At 55.0% G+C, this 25,313-nt stretch carries 26 protein-coding genes and 1 tRNA gene; 21 read left to right on the top strand and 6 right to left on the bottom strand.

Features of this window, described 5'->3' with window-relative positions; genetic code table 11:
* Positions 1 to 8 precede the first annotated feature (8 nt).
* Both L0666_RS03795 and L0666_RS03790 read right to left on the bottom strand, forming a co-directional pair.
* Positions 9 to 248 (bottom strand): hypothetical protein, encoded by a 240-nt coding sequence (locus L0666_RS03795; RefSeq protein WP_235258840.1) that lies wholly within the window; start codon positions 246 to 248, stop codon positions 9 to 11.
* Entirely contained in the window at positions 248 to 901 is a 654-nt protein-coding gene (locus L0666_RS03790) for an alpha/beta hydrolase (RefSeq protein WP_235258838.1), read from the bottom strand. Before L0666_RS03790 ends, L0666_RS03795 begins: the two co-directional genes overlap by 1 nt.
* A gap of 178 nt (positions 902 to 1,079) precedes the next feature.
* On the opposite strand from L0666_RS03790, the gene iscR reads away from it, so the two are divergent.
* From iscR to L0666_RS03720, 14 genes are all read left to right on the top strand, one after another.
* The gene (gene iscR, locus L0666_RS03785; RefSeq protein WP_235258836.1) at positions 1,080 to 1,538 is read left to right on the top strand and encodes a Fe-S cluster assembly transcriptional regulator IscR; all 459 of its coding nucleotides are present in this window, start codon (positions 1,080 to 1,082) and stop codon (positions 1,536 to 1,538) included.
* Positions 1,535 to 1,969, top strand: a complete 435-nt coding sequence (locus L0666_RS03780; protein ID WP_235258828.1) for a hypothetical protein — start codon at positions 1,535 to 1,537, stop codon at positions 1,967 to 1,969. The genes iscR and L0666_RS03780 overlap by 4 nt, the downstream gene beginning before the upstream one ends.
* Positions 1,969 to 3,012 carry a cysteine desulfurase family protein gene (locus L0666_RS03775; protein WP_235259553.1) on the top strand — a complete coding sequence of 348 codons (1,044 nt, stop codon included), beginning with the start codon at positions 1,969 to 1,971 and terminating at the stop codon, positions 3,010 to 3,012. Before L0666_RS03780 ends, L0666_RS03775 begins: the two co-directional genes overlap by 1 nt.
* A gap of 63 nt (positions 3,013 to 3,075) precedes the next feature.
* Positions 3,076 to 4,599: a Fe-S cluster assembly protein SufB gene (gene sufB / locus L0666_RS03770; protein WP_235258826.1), complete on the top strand. Its 1,524-nt coding sequence runs from the start codon at positions 3,076 to 3,078 to the stop codon at positions 4,597 to 4,599.
* A gap of 3 nt (positions 4,600 to 4,602) precedes the next feature.
* On the top strand, positions 4,603 to 4,782 hold the full coding sequence (locus L0666_RS03765) for a hypothetical protein (RefSeq protein ID WP_235258824.1): 180 nt from the start codon (positions 4,603 to 4,605) through the stop codon (positions 4,780 to 4,782).
* Complete coding sequence (locus L0666_RS03760) at positions 4,779 to 5,096, top strand: heavy metal-binding domain-containing protein (protein WP_235258822.1); 318 nt, start codon at positions 4,779 to 4,781, stop codon at positions 5,094 to 5,096. The genes L0666_RS03765 and L0666_RS03760 overlap by 4 nt, the downstream gene beginning before the upstream one ends.
* A gap of 9 nt (positions 5,097 to 5,105) precedes the next feature.
* Positions 5,106 to 5,933, top strand: coding sequence for a polysaccharide pyruvyl transferase family protein (locus L0666_RS03755; protein WP_235258820.1), 828 nt, complete (start codon positions 5,106 to 5,108; stop codon positions 5,931 to 5,933).
* 147 nt (positions 5,934 to 6,080) lie between these two features.
* On the top strand, positions 6,081 to 6,608 hold the full coding sequence (locus L0666_RS03750; RefSeq protein ID WP_235258818.1) for a hypothetical protein: 528 nt from the start codon (positions 6,081 to 6,083) through the stop codon (positions 6,606 to 6,608).
* 84 nt (positions 6,609 to 6,692) lie between these two features.
* Positions 6,693 to 7,448 (top strand): Fe-S cluster assembly ATPase SufC, encoded by a 756-nt coding sequence (gene sufC / locus L0666_RS03745; RefSeq protein WP_216036739.1) that lies wholly within the window; start codon positions 6,693 to 6,695, stop codon positions 7,446 to 7,448.
* Complete coding sequence (locus tag L0666_RS03740) at positions 7,448 to 8,749, top strand: SufB/SufD family protein (RefSeq protein ID WP_235258816.1); 1,302 nt, start codon at positions 7,448 to 7,450, stop codon at positions 8,747 to 8,749. The genes sufC and L0666_RS03740 overlap by 1 nt, the downstream gene beginning before the upstream one ends.
* Complete coding sequence (locus tag L0666_RS03735) at positions 8,749 to 9,234, top strand: hypothetical protein (protein WP_235258814.1); 486 nt, start codon at positions 8,749 to 8,751, stop codon at positions 9,232 to 9,234. The genes L0666_RS03740 and L0666_RS03735 overlap by 1 nt, the downstream gene beginning before the upstream one ends.
* Positions 9,171 to 9,860: a YIP1 family protein gene (locus L0666_RS03730; RefSeq protein ID WP_235258812.1), complete on the top strand. Its 690-nt coding sequence runs from the start codon at positions 9,171 to 9,173 to the stop codon at positions 9,858 to 9,860. Before L0666_RS03735 ends, L0666_RS03730 begins: the two co-directional genes overlap by 64 nt.
* The gene (locus L0666_RS03725) at positions 9,857 to 11,080 is read left to right on the top strand and encodes a cysteine desulfurase (RefSeq protein WP_235258803.1); all 1,224 of its coding nucleotides are present in this window, start codon (positions 9,857 to 9,859) and stop codon (positions 11,078 to 11,080) included. Before L0666_RS03730 ends, L0666_RS03725 begins: the two co-directional genes overlap by 4 nt.
* A gap of 29 nt (positions 11,081 to 11,109) precedes the next feature.
* Positions 11,110 to 11,186 (top strand) — tRNA-Arg (locus tag L0666_RS03720).
* Here L0666_RS03720 and L0666_RS03715 read toward each other — a convergent pair.
* A complete protein-coding gene (locus tag L0666_RS03715; protein WP_235258801.1) occupies positions 11,187 to 11,750 on the bottom strand; it encodes a TetR/AcrR family transcriptional regulator in 564 nt (187 codons plus the stop codon). It lies immediately after the preceding tRNA gene.
* A 62-nt stretch (positions 11,751 to 11,812) separates the two neighbouring features.
* On the opposite strand from L0666_RS03715, the gene L0666_RS03710 reads away from it, so the two are divergent.
* Complete coding sequence (locus L0666_RS03710; RefSeq protein ID WP_235258799.1) at positions 11,813 to 12,274, top strand: (2Fe-2S)-binding protein; 462 nt, start codon at positions 11,813 to 11,815, stop codon at positions 12,272 to 12,274.
* Between the two features lie 3 nt (positions 12,275 to 12,277).
* On the top strand, positions 12,278 to 14,521 hold the full coding sequence (locus L0666_RS03705; RefSeq protein WP_235258797.1) for a xanthine dehydrogenase family protein molybdopterin-binding subunit: 2,244 nt from the start codon (positions 12,278 to 12,280) through the stop codon (positions 14,519 to 14,521).
* Here the strand turns inward: L0666_RS03705 and L0666_RS03700 are convergent.
* Both L0666_RS03700 and mepK read right to left on the bottom strand, forming a co-directional pair.
* Positions 14,518 to 17,199, bottom strand: coding sequence for a peroxidase family protein (locus L0666_RS03700; protein ID WP_235258789.1), 2,682 nt, complete (start codon positions 17,197 to 17,199; stop codon positions 14,518 to 14,520). The two genes, L0666_RS03705 and L0666_RS03700, sit on opposite strands and share 4 nt — an antisense overlap.
* A gap of 179 nt (positions 17,200 to 17,378) precedes the next feature.
* Positions 17,379 to 17,945 (bottom strand): peptidoglycan L,D-endopeptidase MepK, encoded by a 567-nt coding sequence (mepK, locus tag L0666_RS03695; protein ID WP_235258780.1) that lies wholly within the window; start codon positions 17,943 to 17,945, stop codon positions 17,379 to 17,381.
* Positions 17,946 to 18,301: 356 nt separating this feature from the next.
* On the opposite strand from mepK, the gene L0666_RS03690 reads away from it, so the two are divergent.
* The 4 genes from L0666_RS03690 (at position 18,302) to L0666_RS03675 (ending at position 22,510) form a co-directional block, all read left to right on the top strand.
* On the top strand, positions 18,302 to 19,909 hold the full coding sequence (locus tag L0666_RS03690) for a L,D-transpeptidase family protein (RefSeq protein ID WP_235258766.1): 1,608 nt from the start codon (positions 18,302 to 18,304) through the stop codon (positions 19,907 to 19,909).
* Between the two features lie 28 nt (positions 19,910 to 19,937).
* On the top strand, positions 19,938 to 20,981 hold the full coding sequence (locus tag L0666_RS03685) for a UDP-3-O-(3-hydroxymyristoyl)glucosamine N-acyltransferase (protein ID WP_235258759.1): 1,044 nt from the start codon (positions 19,938 to 19,940) through the stop codon (positions 20,979 to 20,981).
* A 66-nt stretch (positions 20,982 to 21,047) separates the two neighbouring features.
* On the top strand, positions 21,048 to 21,305 hold the full coding sequence (locus L0666_RS03680; RefSeq protein WP_235258757.1) for an acyl carrier protein: 258 nt from the start codon (positions 21,048 to 21,050) through the stop codon (positions 21,303 to 21,305).
* A complete protein-coding gene (locus L0666_RS03675; protein ID WP_235258755.1) occupies positions 21,302 to 22,510 on the top strand; it encodes a beta-ketoacyl-[acyl-carrier-protein] synthase family protein in 1,209 nt (402 codons plus the stop codon). The genes L0666_RS03680 and L0666_RS03675 overlap by 4 nt, the downstream gene beginning before the upstream one ends.
* A gap of 54 nt (positions 22,511 to 22,564) precedes the next feature.
* Here L0666_RS03675 and L0666_RS03670 read toward each other — a convergent pair whose 3' ends face one another.
* Entirely contained in the window at positions 22,565 to 23,221 is a 657-nt protein-coding gene (locus L0666_RS03670) for an invasion associated locus B family protein (protein ID WP_235258753.1), read from the bottom strand.
* Between the two features lie 530 nt (positions 23,222 to 23,751).
* On the opposite strand from L0666_RS03670, the gene L0666_RS03665 reads away from it, so the two are divergent.
* Positions 23,752 to 25,290 carry a helicase HerA-like domain-containing protein gene (locus L0666_RS03665; protein ID WP_235258751.1) on the top strand — a complete coding sequence of 513 codons (1,539 nt, stop codon included), beginning with the start codon at positions 23,752 to 23,754 and terminating at the stop codon, positions 25,288 to 25,290.
* Positions 25,291 to 25,313 lie beyond the last annotated feature (23 nt).

Raw genomic sequence — 25,313 nt, 5'->3', positions numbered from 1 at the left:
CTCGGGTGCTAGGTCTGGCTCGTCGCTTTTGCCGAAAGCTCGGCAATTTTGTTGTCTAGATACTTGCGAGCCACGCGCTCGGCCAAGCGGATACGCACTTCGGTCATGAACGCTTCTTCAAGGGTTTGCGACGCTGAACCGATGACTGCGCCAAGTTCGATGAACAAACGGCTCTCGCCTGTCGCATCTTGGACTTCGACAACATCTTCGGCAAGCTTGGCCGCCAGTTTGGTTACGGTGTCAGACATCAGCGGGTATTCTCTGTCAGGCGTTGTTTCACGTAACCTTGGACCGTTTCAATCATCGGATCCATGTGCGGATCTTCAAAGAAATGGCCTGCACCGGGGACTTCGTCGTGCGTAATGGTGATACCCTTTTGTTCGTGCAGTTTATTCACGAGGTTCACAGTATCCGCAGGAGGTGCCACACGGTCCGCCGCGCCGTTGATGATCAGACCAGAAGATGGGCAAGGAGCAAGGAAGCTGAAGTCATACATGTTCGCAGGCGGAGACACAGAGATGAAACCTGTGATCTCTGGGCGACGCATCAACAACTGCATCCCGATCCACGCACCAAAACTGAACCCAGCGACCCAGCAGTGCTTGGAATTGTTGTTCATGGACTGGAGGTAATCCAATGCGGATGCCGCATCAGACAATTCACCAACGCCTTGATCATATTCACCTTGCGAGCGACCAACACCACGGAAGTTAAACCGCAAAACGGTAAAGCCCATGTTGTAAAACGCGTAGTGCAGGTTGTAGACGACCTTGTTGTTCATCGTTCCGCCGAACTGCGGATGCGGGTGAAGCACGATGGCGATCGGTGCGTCGCGTTCTTTTTGTGGGTGGTAGCGGCCTTCGAGGCGGCCTTCTGGGCCAGGGAAGATGACTTCGGGCATAGGAGTCCGTTCATTACTAATTCGGTTTCGTTGGAGTCATTGGCATTCTTGACGAAAACCCTCGACCACCTTAGAAAGATTCTAAATCGCACGCCCTAGAGGCTGCGTTGTCTGACTGAGTTAATAGGGTGCTGGGGCTACGTCAACGCCTGCGCGACCCGAAGTGGGGGCGAAAGCTATGAAATTAAGTACAAAAGGCCGCTACGCGATGGTCGCTTTGACAGATATCGCGCTTCAGCCCGCTGACACGCTGGTCAGTCTTGGGGAATTGTCGAAACGGCAAGATGTGTCTTTGCCCTATCTTGAGCAGTTGTTCGTGAAGCTGCGTCGTGCGGGGCTGGTCGAAAGTGTGCGTGGGCCGGGTGGTGGGTACCGTTTGGCCAAGCCTGCATCGGAAATCCGTGCGGTTGATATTCTCGGGGCAGTTGATGAGACCGTGAGTGCTATGCATCAAGGGGCGGGTGCCTCTGGTGGAGCATCAGGATCACGCGCGCAAAGTATGACCAACCGTTTGTGGGAGGGACTAAGCGCCCATGTCTACGTGTTCCTGCATCAGACACGGCTTAGCGATGTTGTTGAGAACGGATTGGCGCCTTGTCCCGCGGTTCCCAACTTGTTCGAAGTGGTCGATGAATGACCGAGATCAAAGCCCTTATTCGGTTGCAAGAACTCGATGCGGTGATTGCCCCAGATGGGAATGCGCCGGTTAAGGACTTATCAACATGGAGCTCGACCAGTGAGCGTGTCGCCCATCGGCGCGCCAGGATAGAGGGTGTGGCCCTTGCTGGAATGAACCTTGGTGAACTGCATGTGTTTTTGGCCCGTGCATCACATGAAGCGGTCGGTGGCTGGAATGCAGAGCAATCGTGGCTTGGTCGGATTCGCAACAGGATGACCATTCGTTTTCCGGGGTATGCACAGGTTCCCGGTCGCATTCTGCTTCAGGTGATGCGGGCCGTGGGTGAAGAAATGAAACACGTGATCGTTCCGGCGTCGTATTATTTGTTGCGGGCCGATGTGGCTGCTGATCTGCGAGATCAAATTGCCGATCTCAGGGAGACGGCATGATGGGCCGTATTTATCTGGACCACAATGCGACCACGCCAGTGCGCAGTGAAGCGCGCGACGCGATGATTGCCGCCATGGATTTGGTTGGTAACCCGAGTTCCGTGCATGCCGAAGGGCGCGCGGCCAAGGCGCTAGTGGAACGTGCTCGGGGGCAAGTTGCTGACGCAATCGGTGCGTCGGGTGCGGACGTGGTTTTTGTGTCCGGTTCTACCGAAGCTGCGGCGCTGGCCTGTAAGGGGCGTGGGCTGCATGGGGCAGAGGTCGAGCATGACGCGCTTAAGGGGTGGATTGAAACGGACTTGCCCGTTGATAGTTCAGGCCGTGTGACGGTTGCGAATCCCGAATCCAGTGTCCTGCAATGGGCCAATTCGGAGACGGGTGTGGTTCAAGACCTGCCCAAAGGACTGGCTGTGTCTGATATTACGCAAGGGGTAGGGCGCTTACCGTTTGCATTCTCTTGGTCTGGCATAGGTATGGTGTTCTTATCGGCCCATAAGTTTGGAGGTCCCAAAGGTGTTGGCGCCTTGGTTTTCCCGCAAGGGACGGATGTCGCTGCACAAATCACCGGTGGCGGCCAAGAGATGGGGCGCAGGTCCGGCACGGAAAACATCATCGGTATTGCGGGAATGGGTGCTGCGATCGTGGCTGCAATGCGGGATCTGGAGAACGGAGTTTGGGACCGTATCGAAAAACTTAGAATTATTCTAGAAAACGGGGTTGAGGCTGCGTCAAAGGAGACTATTTTGGTCGGAAATAACCAGAAGCGTTTGCCCAACACGTCTTGCCTTCTCACGCCGGGATGGACGGGGGAACGTCAGGTCATGGGCTTGGATCTTGCGGGGATTGCCGTTTCTGCGGGTTCGGCCTGTTCCAGCGGTAAGGTCAAGGCAAGCGGGGTCTTGCAAGCCATGGGGTATAGTGAGACTGACGCTGCAAGCGCGATAAGGGTGTCTTTGGGCCCTGAAAACACATTAGACGACGTCACTCGATTTGTTGACGTCTGGACAGACAGATTGGCCAAGCACCGCGCCCGCCACGGGTAACGGATTGGTCGCAACGATGCCCGCCACACGCGAAAGAGTGGCGCATAGAAGGAAGTGAAGCAGATGGATGTGAAAGATAAAGTAGACGTGAAAGACGGCGTCGATCAGGAAACTGTAGATGCGGTTGTCGCGCTGTCTGGCACCTATAAGTATGGCTGGGACACGGATATCGAAACCGACTATGCGCCGCTTGGTCTGTCCGAAGACATCGTGCGCCTGATTTCGGAAAAGAACGAAGAACCTGAGTGGATGCTTGAATGGCGTCTGGCGGCCTACGCCCGTTGGCTCAAAATGGAAGAGCCTGAGTGGGCAATGGTCGATTACCCAAAGATCGATTTCCAAGACCAGTATTACTATGCACGCCCCAAAAGCATGGAAGTAAAGCCAAAGTCCTTGGACGAGGTAGACCCCAAACTCTTGGCAACATACGCCAAGCTGGGCATCCCGTTGAAAGAGCAAGCGATCCTCGCTGGTGTTGAAGGCGCAGAAGAGATGTCAGACGCCCCGCGCAAAGTTGCTGTTGATGCGGTGTTTGATTCCGTATCCGTTGGGACCACGTTCCAAGACGAGCTGAAAAAGGCTGGCGTGATCTTCTGTTCCATCTCAGAAGCGATCCGCGAGCATCCTGAACTGGTTAAACAGTACCTTGGCTCCGTAGTGCCGGTACAAGACAACTTCTACGCGACGCTCAATAGCGCCGTGTTCTCGGACGGATCGTTCGTTTACATTCCAAAGGGCACCAAATGCCCGATGGAACTGTCCACATATTTCCGCATTAACGCCGAAAACACAGGTCAGTTCGAACGTACGCTGATCATCTGTGATGAGGGCGCCTATGTGTCCTACCTTGAGGGCTGTACTGCCCCTAAGCGGGACGTGGCACAGTTGCACGCCGCGGTGGTCGAGATTGTGATCATGGACGACGCTGAGGTGAAATACTCCACCGTTCAGAACTGGTACCCTGGTGATGAAGACGGCAAAGGCGGTATCTATAACTTTGTAACCAAACGCGCCGATTGTCGTGGGGATCGCTCTAAGGTGATGTGGACCCAAGTTGAAACAGGCTCTGCTGTCACATGGAAGTACCCGTCTTGCATCCTGCGTGGGGACGACAGCCAAGGCGAGTTTTACTCCATCGCGATTGCCAACAACATGCAGCAGGCCGACACAGGCACAAAGATGGTGCACCTTGGGAAGAACACCAAGTCGCGCATCGTGTCCAAAGGCATCTCTGCGGGTAAGGCGCAGAACACCTACCGTGGCCTCGTGTCCATGCACCCGAAGGCCAAAGACAGCCGCAACTACACACAATGCGACAGCCTGTTGATCGGTGACAAGTGTGGTGCACATACAGTGCCGTATATCGAGGTGAAGAATAACTCATCCCGCGTAGAGCACGAAGCGACGACATCAAAGATCGACGATGATCAAATGTTCTACTGCCGCAGCCGTGGCATGGACGAAGAAGAGGCCGTCGCGCTGATCGTCAACGGGTTTGCAAAGGAAGTGCTGCAAGCGCTGCCGATGGAATTCGCTATGGAAGCACAGGCACTGGTCGCGATCAGCCTTGAAGGCTCTGTGGGGTAAATCATGCAGACTGCGTTGCCCTTGTTTGCGAATATCTTGATCGCATCCTGCGTCTACTTCGGCTTTATCGTCATGATCGGGTCGAGAGAGATCGGCGACGCTGTTTTGGATGCGTTAGTTTTTGCTGCGATCTACGGCGCGGTTAAAATCGGCTTCTACCTTTATAGAAAGGGCAAGCAATGATCGTTACAACAACACCTTCGGTCGAAGGACAACGTATCAAGGATTACAAAGGCATCGTTACTGGCGAGGCTATTCTTGGGGCCAACATCTTTCGCGATGTTTTTGCAGGGATCCGCGATATCGTCGGTGGCCGCTCTGCTGCATATGAGCAAGAACTCGGCAAGGCGCGGGTCACGGCTCTTCATGAGATGGAAGAACGTGCGGTGTCCTTGGGCGCAAACGCGGTTGTTGGTGTTGATCTTGATTATGAGGTTATCAACAACATGCTGATGGTCAGTGCGTCAGGTACGGCCGTGACGGTCACGCGGGACTGATTGGGCGTCATGACCTACAACTCCCCCCTCAAACTGTTCTACTACAACAAAGAACAGAACTTTGGTGACGCGATCAGCGCTACCATCGTCGCCCATGTGGCGGGGCGGGATGTTGTGTGGGCTGGGCATAAGAACTGCGAGATGTATGCGCTGGGCAGCTTGATGAAGATGGTCAAGAACAACCAGAACGAACCGCGCGAGAAGGGTGGCAAACCGTTCATTTGGGGCACCGGGGCAATGTCGGGCATTGCGGATCTGAGTTTCCTGAAGAATGTGCGCGTGGCTTTGCTGCGCGGGCCGATTACAGCGGCGTTGCTGCAGCGCGATGATCGTCTGTTTGGTGATACGGGCATGCTGATTGCAGAGGCGCTGACCGCGCTAGATGGCGATACGCCTGAGCGGCAAGACATTGTCGGCCTCGTGCCACACATGCATTTCGCGGACGATGAACGCTTTGCCAAGATCGCGGCTGATAACCCCCACATCAAATTGATTGACGTGCGCAATCCTGACCCTCATGCCGTGGTGCGCGAGATCGCAAGCTGTTCTCATGTGATCAGCCAGTCCTTGCACGGGCTGATCACGGCGGATGCTTACGGTATCCCTAACACTTGGCTTGACCCGCTCGGCATTCATGGGGGCGCCATGCTGAAGTTCCATGATTACGCCGCTGGCATTGGCCGCGCGCTGGGCACACCGATCGAACCGCATGAGATCGTGGATGTCGCGATTGGCGCTCCAAACGGAGCGTTGCCATACGCGGACGGAATCGCCATCGCCAAAGAAGCGCTTTTTGAAAGCTTTCCAGCCGGGCTTAAGCAAAGGGAGGCTGCATAATGGCACGCATCGGAAAGAGACGTAGCGTCACAATGCCTAATGAGGCAGGTCTGATCCTACATCGCCCCCATGCTGCCCGTGGTGTGCCCCATTTCGGCCTCAACTCCCTCCTAAAAGTTGAGACAGGAATTAGAGGGAACTTCGGTCATGGCTGTCAGCACCACAACATTTGCGGAACGGATGAGCAAAATCAACTCCGGCAATACGACGTCTTGGACTGTTCCCGGTCAAGGTCTCGCAACGACGAGCGACGAGCGCAGCTTTCTGAAGAAAACGCCTGTCAAAATGATGAAGAAATCCACCCAGAAGAAACGCAATCCGCTGATGTATGTAGCCGCATTGGTTGCTGGAGCAGGCAGCGTGATCGCCGCTCGGTGGATCGACTTTACGTACTTCGACAAAGCAATGGCATTTGCCGCCGAAAAGGGCGTGGATGCCGCTTCGGTATTGTCCAGCTTGCCAATCGCACTGTCATTGGCAGTTCTGATCAGCCTCGTGACGATGTTCGTTTTGGGCCTAACGTCCAAGCGGACCGTGCCACTGCAATTGGCAGGCTTCGTCGGCGCAACGATGTTCGAAGCCGATCTTGTGAAACTCGCACCCGAGGTCTACGCGCGGTTCTATCCGGACGCGTGGGTTACAGAAATGATGGCCAGCGCGACGCTGCTCACCTAAACCTAACACCAACTTACATGATGAAAACAACGATGAGGGCCGCATCCGTGCGCGCCCTCTAGCCGTATTTGGAAAGAGAAAAAGATGCTAGAAATCAAAAACCTACACGTCAAACTTGAAGAAGAAGACAAGCAGATCCTGAAAGGTGTCAACTTGACCGTTGAACCCGGCAAGGTGCACGCGATCATGGGGCCGAACGGGTCTGGTAAATCCACATTGTCTTACGTTTTGTCCGGCAAAGAAGGTTATGAGGTTACTGAGGGTTCCGCGTCCCTGGGTGGTGAAGAACTGCTCGACATGGAAGCCGAAGAACGCGCCGCTGCCGGCCTGTTCCTAGCGTTCCAATATCCTGTTGAAATCCCGGGCGTCGGCAACATGACGTTCCTGCGCACAGCGGTAAACGCACAGCGCAAAGCGCGTGGCGAAGACGAAATGTCTGCTGGCGAGTTTCTGAAAGTAATCCGCGCGAAGGCGAAGACACTTAAGATCGACGCGGACATGCTGAAGCGCCCTGTGAACGTTGGTTTCTCCGGTGGTGAGAAAAAGCGTAACGAGATCCTTCAGATGGCCATGCTTGAGCCAAAGATGTGCATCTTGGACGAAACAGACTCCGGTCTGGACGTTGATGCGATGAAATTGGTCTCCGAAGGCGTAAACGCTTTGCGCGACGAAGGCCGTGGTTTCCTTGTTATCACGCACTACCAGCGTCTTCTGGACCACATCAAACCAGACGTCGTTCACATCATGGCGGATGGCCGTATCATCAAAACGGGCGGTCCAGAACTGGCGCTTGAAGTTGAAAACAACGGTTATGCCGACATTCTGGCGGAGGTGGCTTAATGGCTGCTCCAAAGAAAATGTTGCAAATCAAACAGGACACTACGCAAGCGCGCCTGTCCTCGATGACTTTGCCAGATGGTGCGACGTGGGCGCAGGACGCCCGTAAGGCTGCTTTGGCCCGCGTTGAAATCATGGGCCTGCCACACGGGCGTGATGAATATTGGAAATTCACCAAGCCGGACACGCTCGTTCAAGCCGCAGCGCCCAAAGCGGCAACGTTTGACGGTGGCGAAGCGCCGCTGTGGGACCACATTGATCGTCTTAAGATCGTGTTCGTGGATGGTGTGTTTGATGCAGACGCGTCCGATGATTTGTCATTGGAAGGGGTCACGATTGAACGCCTGTCTGATGTCATGCAAAAAGACATCCACTGGGCCAAAGAGCAATACGGCGTGCTTGAACAGCGCGGCCAAGAGGTCGTTGAACGCCCACTTGCTGCTCTGAACACGGCCTTTGCGACTGACGGTATCGTCGTGCATGCGACCGGCAAGGTAAGTAAGCCGATTAACATCATGTACCTCCATAAATCAGACAGTTCAGATGTGATGCTTCATCACTGCATCAAACTGGATGAAGGCGCTGATCTGACACTTCTGGAAACAGGCCCGGCTGCGGCTCGGCTAAACAAATCCATGGAAGTCGAGATCGCTGATCATGCGGGGTTCCACCATGTGCGCGTCCAAGGACGTGACCATGAACGCCGCGCGGTTACAGGCATTTTCACCCGACTTGGCACGGAATCCACGTTCAAGTCGTTCACATTGACAATGAATGGCGTGCTGACGCGCAATGAATGCGTGATCGAACTGACTGGCGACGATGCAAAAGCCACTGTGGCGGGGGCTTGCGTTGGGGATGGTGCTGATTTCCATCATGACGACACGGTCTTTATCACACATGACGCAGTGAACTGTGAAAGCCGTCAGGTGTTCAAAAAAGTGCTGCGCAATGGCGCGACAGGTGTGTTTCAAGGCAAAATCCTTGTTAAAGCAGACGCTCAGAAAACAGACGGTTACCAAATCAGTCAGTCATTGCTGCTGGATGGTGACAGCCAGTTCCTCGCCAAGCCTGAACTCGAAATTTACGCGGATGATGTCATCTGTTCGCACGGGTCAACCACGGGTGCGATTGACGAAGAGGCATTGTTCTATCTGCGTTCGCGTGGGGTTCCGGAAGCCGAAGCAACTGACCTATTGGTTTTGGCGTTCTTGGCTGAAGCCTTGGAAGAGATCGAAGACGAAGCCTTGGCCGAAGCCATGCTAGACCGCCTTGAGGGCTGGCTTGCGCGGCGCGCAAGCTGATGCCTGTCACGCAGGACATAGTGGAAACGTATCGCCGTCCGCGCCAAGTGGTGCGGCGGCTTTACGGCATGGGGCCACGTGAAGATCGTGGCATCCTGTGGTTGATGATTGCCTGTTTCTTAATGTTCATCTCTCGTCTGCCTGGTTTGCAGCGTCAGGCCGTGCAGACAGGCAGTGATTTTCAACAAGACACCATTTATGCCTTCTTTACGTTGCTGATGCTCTTGCCACTGGTGTTCTACTTGATTGCAGGAATTTTGTATGCCGTGACCAAGCTGATCCGTCGAAATGCGACAGGGTATGGCGCGCGGATCGCGGTGTTTTGGGGCTGGCTGGCGGCGACGCCGATTGCCCTGTTTTATGGGCTTCTGGTCGGGTTGAACGGCTTGGAACATCCGGGAACCACACTGGTCGGTGGGATATGGCTGGCTGTGTTGTTGTGGTTCTGGATCAGCGGCTTGGCCGAAATTTCAAAGGCGGACTAATGGATTTAACGTTCAAAAGCATGTTGGAGTGGGTCAAGCTAACGATCCGTAACCCAAGAATGGCATCATCTCTTGTGAAAGAGGCGCGCCTGCCGCTTGAGGTTTCGATCATCTTGATCGTCTTGGCTGGCGTTGTGTCCGGCATCACTTTCGGCATTTTTTCATATGCGTTTGAAGCGATGCTCGCCAACATAGAACTCGCTGAGCCGCAGATCACGCCGCTTAGCCAAAATCCCTTAACTGAGGGCGTACTATCGTCGCTGCAAGGCATCGCACTTGCCTTTGCGGTGCACCGCATTGGTGCAGCTATGGGCGGGCAGGGCGGCTTAAATGATATTATGGCGGTGACGGCGGTTATTCAGCTGGTCGCGGCTTTGATCTTCTTGGTAGTGATCGTCGTATTCTTCATTGAACCGATCCTAGGTGGGCTTTTGGCCTTGTTCGGCGGGTTTGTGTTTTTGCGCGGGCTTGGAAATGCTGTGAATGTTGGGCACGATTTCAATAACATGGGTAAAACCGTTGCTGTGATCGTTCTGTCGTTCCTTGCTGTTTACATCTTTATCACTGTCTTGAGCGCTGTGTTTGGACTTGGTCCCGACGCAGTCGTCGCGGGGGAAACACTATGACTTTTGACGTCGCCTCGGTTCGCGCCGATTTCCCGATTCTCAGCCGTGAAGTGAACGGCAAGCCGCTGGTTTACCTCGACAGCGGCGCATCCGCGCAGAAACCGCAGGTGGTGATTGACGCCATCACGACCGCATATGCGGAAGAGTATTCTAACGTGCACCGTGGCCTACATTACCTCAGCAATCTCGCCACCGAGAAATACGAAAGCGTGCGCGCCAAGATTGCCAAGTTCCTAGGTGCGACAGATGAAAACACCATCGTTCTAAATTCTGGTACGACCGAAGGCATCAACACGGTTGCCTACGCATGGGCCATGGAAAACCTGAAAGCGGGCGACGAGATCATCTTGTCCGTTATGGAACATCACGCCAACATAGTGCCATGGCATTTCCTGCGTGAACGTATGGGGGTGAAACTGGTTTGGGTGGATATCGACAGCAATGGCGATCTTGATCCGGCACGCGTTCTGGATGCTGTGACAGAGCGGACCAAACTCATTGCTGTAACGCAGCTTTCAAACGTTTTGGGCACGGTTGTTGACGTCAAAACCATCTGCCACGCAGCCCGTGAAAAGGGCATCGCGACGCTCGTTGATGGTAGCCAAGCTGCTGTGCATATGCCTGTCAACGTCGAAGATTTGGGCTGTGATTTCTACCCGATCACCGGCCATAAGCTTTACGGGCCGTCTGGGTCCGGCGCGATCTACATTCGCGCCGAACGCATGGCCGAGATGCGCCCCTTTATGGGTGGCGGTGACATGATCCGCGAGGTCCACAAGGATCACGTGATCTATAACGACGCGCCGATGAAATTTGAGGCCGGAACCCCCGGTATCGTGCAAACCATCGGTTTTGGTGTCGCGCTCGATTATGTGACGAGCCTTGGGATGGGCAACATCGCAGCCCACGAACGCACGTTGCGCGACTACGCCCGCAGCAAATTAGACGGTTTGAACTGGCTAAACGTGCAAGGAACGTCGGCTAACAAGGCTGCGATCTTTAGCTTTACGTTGGATGGGGCGGCCCATGCCCATGACATCTCGACCGTCCTTGATAAAAAGGGTGTCGCGGTTCGGGCAGGGCAACATTGCACGGGGCCATTGATGGATCATCTCGGACTGACTGCGACCTGCCGCGCGTCTTTTGCAATGTATAATACAACCGATGATGTCGATGCTTTGGTTGATGCGCTCGAATTGTGCCACAAGTTGTTTGCATGACGCTCAGCCCAAGGCTATAGCGACGACATGGACCGTTAGCTCAGCTGGATAGAGCGCTGCCCTCCGAAGGCAGAGGCCAGAGGTTCGAATCCTCTACGGTCCGCCATTACCCCTTTGTAAGTGCTACGACAGACGCCTTTAGGGTCGCTATTTGGGCGTCGAGCTGTGCGCGTGTTTGCGCAGATTTACTGATCGCGAGCTTATTGGTCTCTACAAACTCAGCAAGTTGTAATGGCGAAAGTCCATGGGTCTTGAGGGCAGTTGTATAGGGTTCAAAAAGATCCGCCAAAAGCTGTCGTTTAAGTAGCGAAGAGCGGGCCATAGCTGCTTGGCCTTCTGGGCTTTTCGCCGCCTCGATTAAGTCAGAGGCGTCGGGGCTTTGGTTTAGCATTTCGAACGTGGAAACGATGCTAATCGCTGCAAACCCATCCATGGCATCTTCAATCGTGGCTGCTTCTAAGAAGGCTGATTTTAGGTCCGCGACGATGCGTTGGGTGTGCAGGTCCAGGCCTGCGGCATAGACCTCGTCCTTATTGGCGAAACGAGAATATAGCGATTGGCGCGATAGGCCGGCAGCTTTGGCGATGTCACCCATCGTGGTTCGCCGAAAGCCGTACCGTAGAAAGACCTCAAGGGCGGCATCTAGAATTGTTGTGTGTTCTGCGTTCATTAAATCAACTTGACAAAACTTGACGAAATGTCAAGTTGTGGGAATCCAGTAGGAGGCGAGCCATGCAATTGAATGTAGACGGAACCACCCATGAGGTCGATGTCGAAGACGACATGCCATTGCTTTGGGTCTTACGCGATGAAATCGGCGTCAAAGGCGTGAAATACGGTTGCGGTATTGCCCAGTGTGGCGCCTGCACGGTGCATCTGGACGGGGTCGCTGTTCGGTCTTGCCAAACGTGGGCAGTCGATGCGGTTGGCGCGGAAGTCACGACAATCAACGGTCTAGGCACGCCAAACGCAATGCATGCCGTCCAAGAGGCATGGGCCGAACATCAGGTCGCACAATGTGGTTACTGCCAGTCAGGTCAAATCATGCAAGCCGCAAGTATGCTGGCTGCGATCCCTGAACCAGCAGACGAAGACATAGATGCTGAGATGTCCGGCAACCTGTGCCGCTGCGGGACGTATCCTCAAATTCGGGCCGCGATTGTCACCGCCGCCGCCAAACTGCGGGAGGGTTAAGCCATGGGTCGGATCAAAACAATTGCGCGTCGTACATTCCTAATCGGATCAGCAGCTGTGTTGGGTGGGGTCGCCTTTGGCGCATACCTTTATAAGAAACCTGTCGCCAACCCGCTGGTGGATGATCTGGCCGATGGTGACGCGGCACTTACAGAATACGTTCGTATCACCGCAGACGGGGTGACGCTGATCACGCCACGGGCGGACAAAGGGCAGGGTGTTTACCATGTTCAGGCCGCACTAATCGCCGAGGAACTTGATATCGATCTGGATCAGGTCACTGTTGACCCGGGCCCTCCATCGCCCGCTTATTACAATACCGCCCTTAGCGAAGAAGCGCCGGGGTTCATGCCGACGGATGATAGGTTTGCGGCCAACGCGACCCGCACTGTGATGGACGCAGCGATGAAAATCATGGGCGTGCAGATCACAGGTGGGTCAACCACTGTCGCTGACAGCTGGGACAAGCTGCGGGTGGCTGGTGCCGTGGCACGCGAAACGCTTAAGGCCGCCGCGGCTCAAGAAACGGGCGTGGCGGTGGCCAACATGCAGACCGAACGCGGTGCTGTAATTTTGCCGGACGGTCGCCAGTTGGCCTATACGGATTTGGCGGCGACTGCTGCGGGCCTTGATCCCGTGGACAACGTGACCCTCAAAGATCCATCCAAATGGCGCTACATTGGCAAAGACATGCAGCGCATTGATATTGTGCCAAAATCCACAGGCACCCAGACCTATGGCATCGACATGGAACTTGATGGCATGGTCCATGCCACGGTCATCACCAACCCGCGCAAAGGCGGGGCCATGCTGTCTGCTAACACCGCCGACGCCGAAGGCATGCGCGGCGTTTTGAAGGTTGTTGAGGTCCCGAATGGTATGGGCGTCATCGCGGATAACACATGGCGTGCGTTTCAAGCAGCGCAGGCGATTACATTTGAGTGGGGTCCTGCGGAGTATCCGGCAGAGCAAGACGACCATTGGGCTGTGCTGGCCGAAAGTTTCAAAAAGGACCACCAAGACAGTCAGTATCGTGATGATGGCGATGCGGACTCCGCATTGTCCAAGGGCGACGTGGTCACGGCCGAATACCGCGCGCCGTATCTTGCTCATGCGCCGCTTGAACCGCTCAACGCGACCGTGTTGATCACCGATAACCGTGCAGACGTTTGGACAGGAACACAGGTGCCGCGCTTTGCGCAGGACGCTGTGGCGGATATCACGGGATTAGACAAAGACGATGTTCATATTCACGTGCTGATGATGGGCGGCTCGTTTGGGCATCGCCTTGAGATTGATGTTATTACACAAGCGGCGCACCTTGGGCTGGCGATGAAGAACACGCCGGTCAAACTGACCTATTCACGCGAAGAAGACATGGCGCACGACTATACACGTCAGATCGCGATGGCGCGGATGCAGGGCACCGTAAAAGACGGTCAGGTTGAGGCATTGGACCTTGGCATTGCTATGCCGTCAGTCATCTCAAGTCAGATGGGACGCTTGGGGCTTTCTGTGCCTGGACCGGATGCGATGATCACGGCGGGGGCGTGGGACCAACCCTTTGGCATTCCCAACTACCGCGTGACCGGATATCGCAGCGCCGACCTGGCGCCGATTAGTTCGTGGCGCTCCGTCGGGGCGTCCACCAATGGATTTTTCCATGACAGCGCCTTGGATGAGCTGATCCATGCAGCGGGCGCTGATCCGATGGACGAACGCATTCGCCTTGCATGGGACGACAACAGCCGCGCCGTGCTGGACGAGGTCGCGCAGCTGTCAGGTTGGGATGGTCCGTCGATAGGGGCGAACAGGGGCAGGGGCGTTGCGTTCTGTATGTCCTTTGGTGTTCCTTGCGCGGAGGTGGTCGAGGTCACGAACACCGACCGTGGAATCCAGATTGATAAGGTCTTTGCCGTCGCCAACGTTGGCCGAGTTGTTGATCCTCAAAATCTTTCGCGTCTGATGAGTGGCGGCATCATCTGGGCGCTTGGGCATGCAATTTCGGGTGAGATTACCCATTCAGATGGTATGACGGATCAGCTAAATTATGACGGGTTCGAAGCCATGCGGCTGTATCAAGCACCGGAGATCACTGTAAAAGGTCTGGAATTGGGCGATCACGTGCGTGGTATTGGCGAACCACCTGTCCCGCCTGCTGCACCAGCTCTTGCGAACGCGATCTTTGCCGCCACGGGGCAACGCATTCGCGAAATGCCGTTCAACAAACATATCGATTTCGTCTAGATAAATGCTTTCGCTTCGCGCAGGGTGAGAACCTTGCGCGCAGAGGCTGGCCGCAAATGCGGGCAGCGCCATTCGGGGAACAACGCCAGAATTTCATCCCGTGCAGCGTGGTCCAGCGCGCTTAGGGCTTCGGCACCGGGGAAGAAGCTCTCGGAAGGGATGCCTTCGGCCACGACGATTTCGTGGGCTTCGAACGCGATATGCACATAGGTCACGGTGCCGCCTTCGACCCGCCGGATGGATCCGTCGTTTGTCAGGGCCTTGGCTGGGGCCAAAACCTCATCCTCACCGCAATGCATTTGCACCCGCCAGCCATCAAGCATCATTCGATGTTGGGGGGAGACGAGCAAGTCACGCGCGTTGTCCATCGCGCCCTTGCGGATCATGATCGGAGCCAATGCGCCCTTTGCAGGGACCGTTGCGCGGCCAACCCAAGCGATCGGTTGCAATCCGTTGTCCATTGTCCAAACCCGATCCCCAACTTGAAGGTTCTCGATCGGCAGTTTGCCGCGTTCAGTGATGATCAGCGTGCCAAGGGTGAAACAGGTGATCCGTTCAATTGATTTGAAATCAAAGCTTTCGCCGGTTTCGTTTCCATCCTCATCCTTAAAGAAGACCCTGCCATTCTTTGGGTCCGCGTCGTATTCAACACGTGCTGGGCCATCCAGTTCGAGCGTGTCAAAGCCACTGCCACCGTTCACATCTGAAATGTTCGCCCCTGTGGAAACGCGGATACTGTCATTGCCGGACCCCAAAACAATGGCTCCACCGACTGTGGTGCGTGCGCCAATCGTTACATCATCGCTACCATATCCAGTGTCCAGATCGCCGCTGATTTCGGCACGGTCTTCTAGCACTACAGTGTCATCGTTGTGGCCCGCCTGAACGTTACCATGCACACGTGCTATGTCTTCCATCGCAAGAACGTCGTCACCGCTGCCAAGGTCGACATCACCTTCGATATCCGCCGTGCCGGTCAGAGCGACTGCATCATCGTCACGGTCTGTGTCAACATCACCAAGAATCGCGCCGCTTGACGCAGTCAGCGTGTCGGCCCCTTGACCCATTTCGACATTACCGTCGATGGTCGTGCCGCCCGTCAAGATAACGGTGTCATTGCCAGAATCTGTGTAAAGAGTGCCGTTCAATGTCTTGGCCGCGAGCTCGATGATATCCGCGTGCCACGTGGTTTCAATATCCCCGGATGCGCTTAAGCTGCGGTCTTGGGCAAGGAAGACATCGTCTTGGATCATGTCCACGTCGGTTGTGCGTTCAATGATCGTCGCGAAGGTGCTGCTTTGAATTTCTTCAAGTATTTCAGCGCCCAATGCCGAGTCGAGCGTCCCAAAGGTCTCATCCGCAGCACGGGTACGAGTGAATTGATCGGCAATGATATGAGTGAACAACGGACCCATTTGCGTGCCATCAATCGCGTCTTCGGCCAATCCGCCGGTCCACAATTCAACCTGAAACACATCGTCATAGGCTTGCGCAAATCGCGCCTGAAGGTTCGCGTCGCTGGTGATGATCGAAAAGTCCTGCGGGTCCAGCGTATCAGGATCGACGTCCCCAATGAGGGCGGCGCGGACTTCGATATAGCTTTCTAGCCCGTGATCCAAACTCCGCGCGAGGTTCAAGGCTGCCAGCGAGAAACCTGTGATGCCGTCCTCGGTGAACAGGAAGAAATTCAAGTCATCCACGATCTGTGCGTCGAGCTCTTGTGCCGTGGCATCCAGCTGCCCACGGATCAGCGCATCGATGCCGCTTTCCTCAACGGGAGTGTGGTTAAAGAACGCCTCCATAAGGGCCAACGACCCTTCATCCGTGCCGTCCTCGCCAAGAATATCAATTTGGGATGACACGAGAGTATGCCCGAACCGGAATGCTGCGGTTGAAAACTCCACTGACATTTCACCAACGACATCAGCGTCATAGCCCGCGTAGTCGGTCATGTCTTCACCGACCTCAGTGCCGATCAGATGGGGTAGCCATTCGTTGTAGGTGATCTGTTGCAGTTCGTATTCGACAATGGAGCGTGCCGCATCATATAGCTGGTCATCGTCCCAATCAGGGTTTTCTTCGGCCAGACGATCCGCCCAGTAATTGTGTTCGCGCACAAACATCGTGTGCATCGATAGCAGGTTGGGGTTCTCATTGGCGCGGATGTCACCGGCCAGATAAACAGGGTCATCGCCTTCGATGTCACCTGCCATGAAGCTATCCGGGTCAGCATCTGGCAGCATCTCTGAGGCGGAAGTGGTGTCTTCCTGCATGCGCAGCTGACCGCCTTCATAGCTGCGCAAGTCTTCTGCGCGTGCCTCTGTTGATCCGTAAATCTGTGAGCCATCAATTTGCCACGTCACAACATTGGTCGGGGCGATGGTTTCACCGTCGCCAATTTCCTCGGCGACCTGAGATCGATCAATGTCATGGGGCATACCAATAAGTTCGATGCTGCCCGCGTTGTGATCTTCGGGTGTCAAGACAAGGTCATGGTCCAAAAACTGGCCGAACGTCGTGAATAACGTGCTTAGCCCCGCAGAATTCGGCATGTCGCCGTCTTGGTCAAATACGACCATGGAGACCGTGACAGGATCTGCTGCATCCTCGAACAGTTCTGAAACACCATCTTCATAGCGTGCCTCAACGAGGCGTTCTTGTGCTTCTATATTTGCCAAAAAAGGACAGCTACTTGCCACCACGTCACCTTCAACTTACCCCGCCTAAGGTTTTAGGAGGGGTGTGCGGGAAAGGCAATTATTTCCAGTTACGTCTGGGGTGTTATGCACAAAGCCCGAACATTTCTGTTCGGGCTAATGGATTGTCTTCTATTTTCGAACAGTACGGGGTGGCAGTCTTAGCTGCCCCAAGCGCGAACTGGGCCACAATCTACGTGCACAAAGTTGGACCCAGAGTAGCGGCCAACGCCACCAGCCTGGCAGGCTGCTGCGGCACGCGCCATCTGCTGAACAGAACGACCTTGCATGCGCAAATCAGACGCTTTGCCCTGAAGGTGCAGGGAGTTACGTGCAACACCGGATGAGTTCGCGCGCAACATTGCGTTTGTCTGAGGGGAGCGGTAGCCGGAAATCAGCGTGTAAGGCTGGTCGTTGTCCAAAAGGTTTTGAGTGGCCGCGATGATGTCGATCGTACGGGTATCGATCTGGTGCGTCTGGCCATTGCGCCAATCGCGGAAGAAGCGGTTCACTTCGGTCATGGATTCGCCAATGTACTGGCCTTCAATCCAATAAATCGTATCGATGCTCTCGCCTGTGCGGCCAGAGTACATCTTGAGGCGGCGAATATCGCCACCACCGCGCAGGAAGCCTGCGGCATTGGAATATGTTGGGGCGGCTGTGATTGCTGTCGCAGCGAATGCGCCTAGCAAACCACGCCGAGAGATGCTCGATGTCTTCAGTGTCATATCAGCGCTGTCCCGTCGCTTACCTGTAAGTCCGTGATTTCACGAATTTTTTTGCCATTTGTCCCAAGTGTGCCGGATTTATGCCACAAAATGATTCGTCGACCAAGCCCCTTTGAGGGTTCTTTCCCGATCAAGGGGGAAATAGGCGATTATTTGCGCAGATTGTGTGCATTTAGCCATTTGTTGTATTTGTGCCAAAATGCAGGTTGCGCCGAAGTAACAAGGTTAAAACCCTTTCAATTGCTAGCGCAAATGTGAATAGACTTATTTGGATCGCTGCCTGATTCACTACACTACTGATATTTACGATGCGTTGGCGCTGTGTGTTCGCGCTAAAATGTTCCGGGGGGGACCAAATGACTACGCTAAACTACCCAATTTTCCGCGCTTTGGCGCTGTTGACGGCTGTGTTCGTCATGTTGATGCCGCCACAAACGGCTGACGCGCAGACAACGGCGTTCCGCCAAGCTGTCGCTGAGGGTGCTGCTCGCGACGAAGCTCTTGCTGAATTTTACCGCGCGCGGGATTTTGACGGCATTTGGACCGGTATTTCAAGTCGCGACCGCGCCCGTCGCAATGCTCTTCTGGCTGCCTTTGCGAATGCTGGCGACCACGGTTTGCCAGCCACGCAATATGATCCTGAATCGTTGATGGCGCGCTTGCAAGCGGCAAACACCCCAGCCGAAAAAGGCGCCATGGAAGTCGAGATGTCGCGCCTGTTTTTGTCCTACGCGCGCTCCCTTCAGACGGGTATCCTGACACCAAGAAACGTCGTCGCCGAGATCCGTCGAGAGGTTCCACTGCGTTCGCGCCTTGGCTATTTGCAAGGTCTAGAGCAATCCAGCCCCGCAGCTTATTTGTCTTCCTTGGCTCCTAGCTCCCCAGAATACGCGCGGTTATTGCGTGAAAAACTGCGTCTTGAACGTCTGTTGGCGGTTGGCGGCTGGGGACCTTCTGTTTCCGGTGGTGGGCTTGAACCAGGTGCATCCGGTTCCAACGTCATAGCGCTTCGGGATCGTTTGGTCGCTATGGGCTACATGGAACGTTCTGCAACGCAGACCTATGACGCCACACTGCAGGCCGCCGTGCAGCGTTTCCAGACGGCCCATGGCCTTTCGGCTGATGGCGTAGCAGGTGCGGGAACACTGCGTGAAGTGAATGTTCCTGTCGCAAACCGTTTGCAGCAAGTGATCGTCGCAATGGAGCGCGAACGCTGGATGAACCGCCCTCGCGGCCAGCGTCACGTTTGGGTCAACCTGACGGACTTCACCGCAGCAATCATGGACAATGACAGTGTCACCTATCAGACACGCTCCGTTATTGGTGCCACAGATAGCGACCGACAGTCACCAGAGTTCTCTGATGTTATGGAATATATGGTCATTAACCCTAGCTGGTATGTTCCACGTTCCATCATCGTGAACGAATATCTTCCGGCACTGCAGCGCAACCGCAACGCAGTTAGCCATATCGAGATTACAGACAGCCGTGGCCGAGTGGTAAACCGCAGCAACGTGAACTTTAGCCAGTTCAATGAACGCACATTCCCATATTCGATGCGTCAACCTCCGAGCCGTGGGAACGCCTTAGGTCTGGTAAAGTTCATTTTCCCGAACCAGTACAACATCTACCTTCACGACACGCCGGCAAAGTCTTTGTTTGGCCGTGAAGTGCGTGCGTTCAGCCACGGCTGTATCCGCCTGAATGACCCGTTTGATTTCGCCTATGCGTTGCTTGCGGTGCAAGAGACGGATCCAGAAGAGTACTTTCAGTCCCAGTTGCGCACAGGTCGCGAAGCACGTGTTAACCTTGATGATCCCGTGCCAGTTCACCTAGTCTATCGCACGGCGTTCACGCACACGACGGGTCAGTTGAACTTCCGTCGTGACGTGTACAACCGTGACAGCCGCATTTGGAATGCTTTGGCTGGTGAAGGGGTGGCGGTCCGTTCGATTGGCGGGTAAATCTGTCCCCAAGGTTTAGGGGAACAGCATGCCACAGACATTACAAGAACTTGCTGCGTCGCTTGGGGCTGAGACCCTTGGCGACGCATCTATTTCGGTAGACCGTTTGGCCGAACCTCTCGAAGCACGGGCAGGGGATCTGGCACTGGCTGTGGCCCCGAAATTTGCCGAGACCCTGAAAAGCTCAGCAGCTCGCGCCGCCGTGGTCTGGCCGGGGGCGGACCTAAACGACCTTGGGCTTGATGGGGCAATCGTAGCACCGCGGGGGCGGCTTGCCATGGCGGGTCTGACGCGAGCCATGGATGATGATCCCGCATTTGCGGGGCTATCCGGCATTCATTCTTCCGCTGTCATCGACCCAAGTGCCCAGATCGCCGAGGGTGCCCAGATCGGCCCATTCGTGGCGATTGAAGCGGGGGTGCAGATTGGCCCTAATGCGCGGATCGCATCACATGTTTCGATCGGTCGTGAAGTCGTGATCGGCACAAATGTATCGCTGCACCCAGCTGTAAGAATAGGCCCTCGAGTGCGCATCGGTGACGGGTTCATTGCGCAAATGGGCGTCGCCATTGGGGGGGATGGGTTTTCCTTTACCACAGACGGGCCAAGCAACGTTGAACGTGCCGTTCGGGCCCGTGGTGCACCGCTTGATCCGATCGACGGCACATGGCACCGCATCCATTCTCTTGGCAGTGTAGAAATCGGCGACAATGTAGAAGTTGGGGCGAATTCCACGATCGACGCTGGCACCATCCGTGCAACGCGTTTGGGCAATGGGGTCAAGATCGATAACCTTGTTCAGGTTGGGCACAACGTTGTTCTCGGTGAGGACTGTCTGCTCTGTGCGCAGGCGGCGATTGCGGGGTCTTCGGTGCTTGGGGCTCGAGTGATCCTTGGCGGTAAATCTGGCGTTGCAGATAACCTAACCATTGGCCGGGATGTCGTTGCCGGTGGCGGTGCGATTGTTTTGGCCGACGTGGCGGATGGGGTGTTCGTATCCGGCCATCCTGCTCAGCCGACCCATGAACACCGCGCGGCACAAAAAGCTTTGCGACGGCTGAGTAAGCAATAACGGTTCCAAATTGGGCGGTTGCACATTAAATGGATGCCAATACCAAAGTTGAATGGACGATGACTCATGAGCATTGAATCCCAAGTTGTTGAGATTATTGCAGAACAAGCTTTGCTTGAACCGTCAGATGTATCACGTGACAAGACACTCGAGGATCTGGGCATTGATAGTCTTGGCTTGGTTGAAAGCATTTTTGCAATCGAAGAAGCTTTTGACATCACGATCCCCTTCAACGCCAACGACCCCAACGAGAGTGAATTCGATATCACGAACGTCGGTACGATTATCAGGGCCATCGAAACGCTGGTGAAGGATCAATCGTGAAACGCGTTGTCATTACGGGGTCGGGCACTATCAATGCTCTCGGCCATGATGTGCCAACAACTCTGAAGGCAATGGCCGAGGGGCATTGTGGGATTGGCCCGCTGGATATCCGTGATGTGGACCGTCTTGCAGTCAAGATCGGCGGGCAGGTCACCGGTTATGATGAACACAGCCATTTCAATCGCCAGCAGATCAGCCTTTATGATCGGTTTACGCAGTTCACTTTATTAGCCGCCGAACAAGCCATCCTTGAAGCGGGCTTGACGTTTTCGGGTGTTTTGGCCGACCGTTCGGGTGTCGTTTTGGGCACGTCGGGCGGTGGGCTGAACACACAGGATGAAAATTATCGCGCCGTTTATGAAGAAGGCAAAAATCGGGTTCATCCGTTTATCGTACCGAAGTTGATGAACAATGCGGCCGCGTCGCATGTTTCGATGCAGTACAATCTGCGCGGCCCGTCGTTTACGGTGGCCACCGCCTGCGCGTCGTCGAACCATGCCATGGGGCAGGCCTTTGCGATGATCCGCAGCGGGATGGCGGATGTGATGGTGACAGGCGGTTCCGAGAGCATGCTTTGTTTTGGCGGCGTTAAGGCTTGGGAGGGCCTGCGCGTGATGTCAAAAGATGCCTGTCGTCCGTTTTCCGCCACCCGCAACGGGATGGTGCAGGGCGAAGGCGCAGGCGTGTTTGTGTTTGAAGAACGTGACCACGCCATCAAACGGGGCGCCACAATCATCGCTGAGGTTGCAGGCTTTGCCATGTCATCGGACGCGTCTGATATCGTCACCCCAAGCAAACAGGGGGCGGCGCGCGCAATTGCTGGGGCGCTTAAGGATGCGCAACTTAACGCAAGCGACGTTGGTTATATCAACGCCCATGGCACGGGGACTGCGGCCAACGATAAGACTGAATGCGCCGCAGTCGCTGATGTCTTTGGGACGCATGCCGACAACCTAATGATGTCATCGACCAAATCGATGCATGGGCACTTGATCGGGGGCACAGGTGCCGTCGAACTTCTGGCATGTATCATGGCAGTGCGGGACGGGGTCATTGCGCCAACCATCGGTTTTGAAGAACCAGATCCCGAATGCGCGATGGATGTAGTTCCAAATGAAGCCCGAAACGTCAAAGTTGATGCAGTGCTGTCCAATGCGTTCGCCTTTGGTGGCCTAAACGCTGTGATCGCATTGAAATCAGCCTAAGAACGCAAAACGCCGCCCCATTCAGGAGCGGCGTTTCAATAAGTGTGTTCCGTGTTACTGGGCGGATACTGCGTTATATGCAGCCGTGAACCCAGACAAAGACATTGTCACTGTTACGGTTTGATCGGGTGCAGCAGCAGGCGCCATGGACAGAGTCGCAGACGCGCCGCGGCGGAACAGAGCGATGTCTTGTTCTGTCAGGCCAAGACGCGTGACACAGCCACCCACGTTACAGAAGTTAAACGGGAAACGGCGCGCAGTGCCGCCGTCGACGCGCATGGTCAACTGTTCGGTCAACAAGGTTTCCAGTGGCACAACGATTGTTGCGCCAGCAACAGCCTGGCCACTGTTTGGCAAGGATACGATTGCGATCTCAGCAACGGAGTTATCGTCAGCGTCGTTCAGCAATTGATACATCTGGCACGGGTCTTCGCCTTCTTCGACTTTCAAACACCGCAGAGCCCAGTCGCCGTGAACCTCTTTGAGGTATTGCTGGCCGACCTGTGGTTCTTGTGGTTCGGGCGCGATTGGATCGCCATTCTCGTCCACTTCTTCGCCCATATTGAAAACGCTGTCTGCCTGTTCGTCAGTTGCGGCGTCTTCGGTCGTGGCGTCTTCTGTCGCTTCTTGTGCCAGAGCTGGCTGAGCCAAGAGGCAGGCAAGAGCTGCAGCAGACAGGGCTTTAGAAAGGGACGTGTTCAATAGTGTCATAGATCGTTCCGATACAAGTAAGTGCAAGGGTATAGGTGCTTTGGCGAGGTTTAGCATGGGATGAATGGGGTGTCAGCGCAAAAGACACGTTCGGCAAAGCAGCGCTTACGGGAACCGCCCAACCTGTGAACATATTGTTCCCAAATAGAAAAAGGGCCCCAAAAGGCCCTTCTTCGTCTTCTCCCTATCGGACTTGGCCGACTTATTGCGCAGACGCTACGAAACCATTTGGCACCCGTCAACAGCATGATCTTCACGTTTTTGATAAAAATGTCATTTGATATTCTTAATAATGACATTCAGCCCTCGGCCAGAAGGTTTAACGTGACCGTCATTGCGGTGATCGATCCGTAAAAAAACCGCGCCTCAGAGTTTATCTGGGCGCGGCAGGTCTAACAGGGAGGAAGTCACGGACCAACACGAGGACTCATGCGGCCCGTACGAATATACTGGCTCATAAAGGTTAAGAATGTATTTTAGCCCATGAAATGAAACGATAGTCCGACATGGACCGAGGCAGGGAACAAAAAATGAGCAACGGAATTTTCGTAGGTGGCGGCGGCGATGGATACGGCACAGCACAGGAATTGCAGTATCAATACGCGAACCGCCACGGATTGATCGCAGGGGCCACAGGCACCGGCAAAACAGTGACGTTGCAAATCCTTGCCGAAGGGTTTTCGGCTGCGGGCGTTCCTGTGTTTCTGTCCGATGTAAAAGGCGATCTGTCCGGATTGGCGAAATCCGGCACCGCTGACTTTAAACTGCACGAACCGTTTATGAAGCGCGCCGAGACGATCGGCCTTGATCTGCAATACGATTCCTTTCCCGTAACGTTCTGGGACTTGCTGGGCGAGCAGGGTCATCCAATCCGCACCACAGTTGCCGAAATGGGCCCATTGTTGTTGTCTAGCCTTATGGGGCTTACCGAAGCACAGGAGGGCGTCTTGAACGTCGCTTTCCGTGTGGCGGACGAAGACGGCCTGCCTCTGCTTGATCTGGAAGACCTTCAAGCCTTGCTCGTTTGGGTTGGTCAGAACTCCAAAGACCTTTCTTTGCGCTACGGTAATGTGGCGTCGTCATCCGTTGGCGCGATCCAACGGCAATTGTTGGTCCTGGAAAACCAAGGTGGGGCAGAATTGTTCGGCGAACCGGCGTTGGACTTGCACGACATGATGCACACCGAAGCTGACGGGCGCGGACGGATCAACATTCTTGCCTCTGATAAACTGATGGCGTCGCCCAAACTATATGCGACGTTCCTGTTGTGGCTGCTGTCCGAACTGTTTGAGGAACTGCCAGAGGTCGGCAACCCAGACAAACCCAAACTGGTCTTCTTCTTTGACGAAGCCCACTTGTTGTTTGATGACGCCCCCAAGGCATTGGTGGACAAGGTCGAACAGGTCGCTCGCCTGATCCGTTCCAAAGGTGTTGGTGTTTATTTCATTACGCAGAACCCCGCGGACGTTCCCGAGGACGTTCTGGGCCAGCTCGGAAACCGCGTCCAGCACGCACTGCGGGCATTCACCGCCAAGGACCAAAAGGAACTGAAACAGGCGGCCGACACGTATCGCCCGAACCCATTGTTCGACACCGCTGAAGCCATCCGCGAAGTCGGAACTGGCGAAGCCGTCACGTCAATGTTGATGGACAAAGGTGTGCCCGGCATTGTGGAACGCACCTTGATCCGTCCGCCATCTTCACAGCTTGGCCCGATCACCAAAGCCGAACGCGCCGAGGTCATGGCCGTATCTCCTATGTCGGGCAAATACGATGAACGTTTAGATCGCAATTCAGCCGCCGAAATGCTGGCAAAACGGGCAGGTGACGCGGCCAAAGCAGCCGAAGAAGCCGAGGCCCAAGAAGAAAAATTGGAAGCCGAAGAGCGCGAGCACAAACAAGGCCGTCGCTATACGGGCAGTGACGGGGAACGCTCGACCAGCCGTCGTTCGTCTTCCAAAGATGGCTGGGGCGGTGCAATTGCAACCGCCGTCGCCAAAGAACTTAAGGGCACCACAGGCCGACGCATTGTGCGCGGCATTTTGGGTGGTTTGTTCAAAGGGCGCTAATTTTTCCAGTTGCGTTATGTTAT

The sequence above is a fragment of the Octadecabacter algicola genome, from assembly GCF_021532625.1.
GTDB lineage: Bacteria > Pseudomonadota > Alphaproteobacteria > Rhodobacterales > Rhodobacteraceae > Octadecabacter > Octadecabacter algicola.
Note: the sequence above shows the minus strand (reverse complement) of the source record. Positions and strands in the feature narration are given on the sequence as shown.

Coding starts and splice junctions, on each gene's coding strand:
- L0666_RS03795 (WP_235258840.1), bottom strand. CDS start 248: ATGTCTGACACCGTAACCAAACTGGCGGCCAAGCTTGCCGAAGATGTT.
- L0666_RS03790 (WP_235258838.1), bottom strand. CDS start 901: ATGCCCGAAGTCATCTTCCCTGGCCCAGAAGGCCGCCTCGAAGGCCGC.
- iscR (WP_235258836.1), top strand. CDS start 1,080: ATGAAATTAAGTACAAAAGGCCGCTACGCGATGGTCGCTTTGACAGAT.
- L0666_RS03780 (WP_235258828.1), top strand. CDS start 1,535: ATGACCGAGATCAAAGCCCTTATTCGGTTGCAAGAACTCGATGCGGTG.
- L0666_RS03775 (WP_235259553.1), top strand. CDS start 1,969: ATGGGCCGTATTTATCTGGACCACAATGCGACCACGCCAGTGCGCAGT.
- sufB (WP_235258826.1), top strand. CDS start 3,076: ATGGATGTGAAAGATAAAGTAGACGTGAAAGACGGCGTCGATCAGGAA.
- L0666_RS03765 (WP_235258824.1), top strand. CDS start 4,603: ATGCAGACTGCGTTGCCCTTGTTTGCGAATATCTTGATCGCATCCTGC.
- L0666_RS03760 (WP_235258822.1), top strand. CDS start 4,779: ATGATCGTTACAACAACACCTTCGGTCGAAGGACAACGTATCAAGGAT.
- L0666_RS03755 (WP_235258820.1), top strand. CDS start 5,106: ATGACCTACAACTCCCCCCTCAAACTGTTCTACTACAACAAAGAACAG.
- L0666_RS03750 (WP_235258818.1), top strand. CDS start 6,081: ATGGCTGTCAGCACCACAACATTTGCGGAACGGATGAGCAAAATCAAC.
- sufC (WP_216036739.1), top strand. CDS start 6,693: ATGCTAGAAATCAAAAACCTACACGTCAAACTTGAAGAAGAAGACAAG.
- L0666_RS03740 (WP_235258816.1), top strand. CDS start 7,448: ATGGCTGCTCCAAAGAAAATGTTGCAAATCAAACAGGACACTACGCAA.
- L0666_RS03735 (WP_235258814.1), top strand. CDS start 8,749: ATGCCTGTCACGCAGGACATAGTGGAAACGTATCGCCGTCCGCGCCAA.
- L0666_RS03730 (WP_235258812.1), top strand. CDS start 9,171: ATGGCTGGCTGTGTTGTTGTGGTTCTGGATCAGCGGCTTGGCCGAAAT.
- L0666_RS03725 (WP_235258803.1), top strand. CDS start 9,857: ATGACTTTTGACGTCGCCTCGGTTCGCGCCGATTTCCCGATTCTCAGC.
- L0666_RS03715 (WP_235258801.1), bottom strand. CDS start 11,750: ATGAACGCAGAACACACAACAATTCTAGATGCCGCCCTTGAGGTCTTT.
- L0666_RS03710 (WP_235258799.1), top strand. CDS start 11,813: ATGCAATTGAATGTAGACGGAACCACCCATGAGGTCGATGTCGAAGAC.
- L0666_RS03705 (WP_235258797.1), top strand. CDS start 12,278: ATGGGTCGGATCAAAACAATTGCGCGTCGTACATTCCTAATCGGATCA.
- mepK (WP_235258780.1), bottom strand. CDS start 17,945: ATGACACTGAAGACATCGAGCATCTCTCGGCGTGGTTTGCTAGGCGCA.
- L0666_RS03690 (WP_235258766.1), top strand. CDS start 18,302: ATGACTACGCTAAACTACCCAATTTTCCGCGCTTTGGCGCTGTTGACG.
- L0666_RS03685 (WP_235258759.1), top strand. CDS start 19,938: ATGCCACAGACATTACAAGAACTTGCTGCGTCGCTTGGGGCTGAGACC.
- L0666_RS03680 (WP_235258757.1), top strand. CDS start 21,048: ATGAGCATTGAATCCCAAGTTGTTGAGATTATTGCAGAACAAGCTTTG.
- L0666_RS03670 (WP_235258753.1), bottom strand. CDS start 23,221: ATGACACTATTGAACACGTCCCTTTCTAAAGCCCTGTCTGCTGCAGCT.
- L0666_RS03665 (WP_235258751.1), top strand. CDS start 23,752: ATGAGCAACGGAATTTTCGTAGGTGGCGGCGGCGATGGATACGGCACA.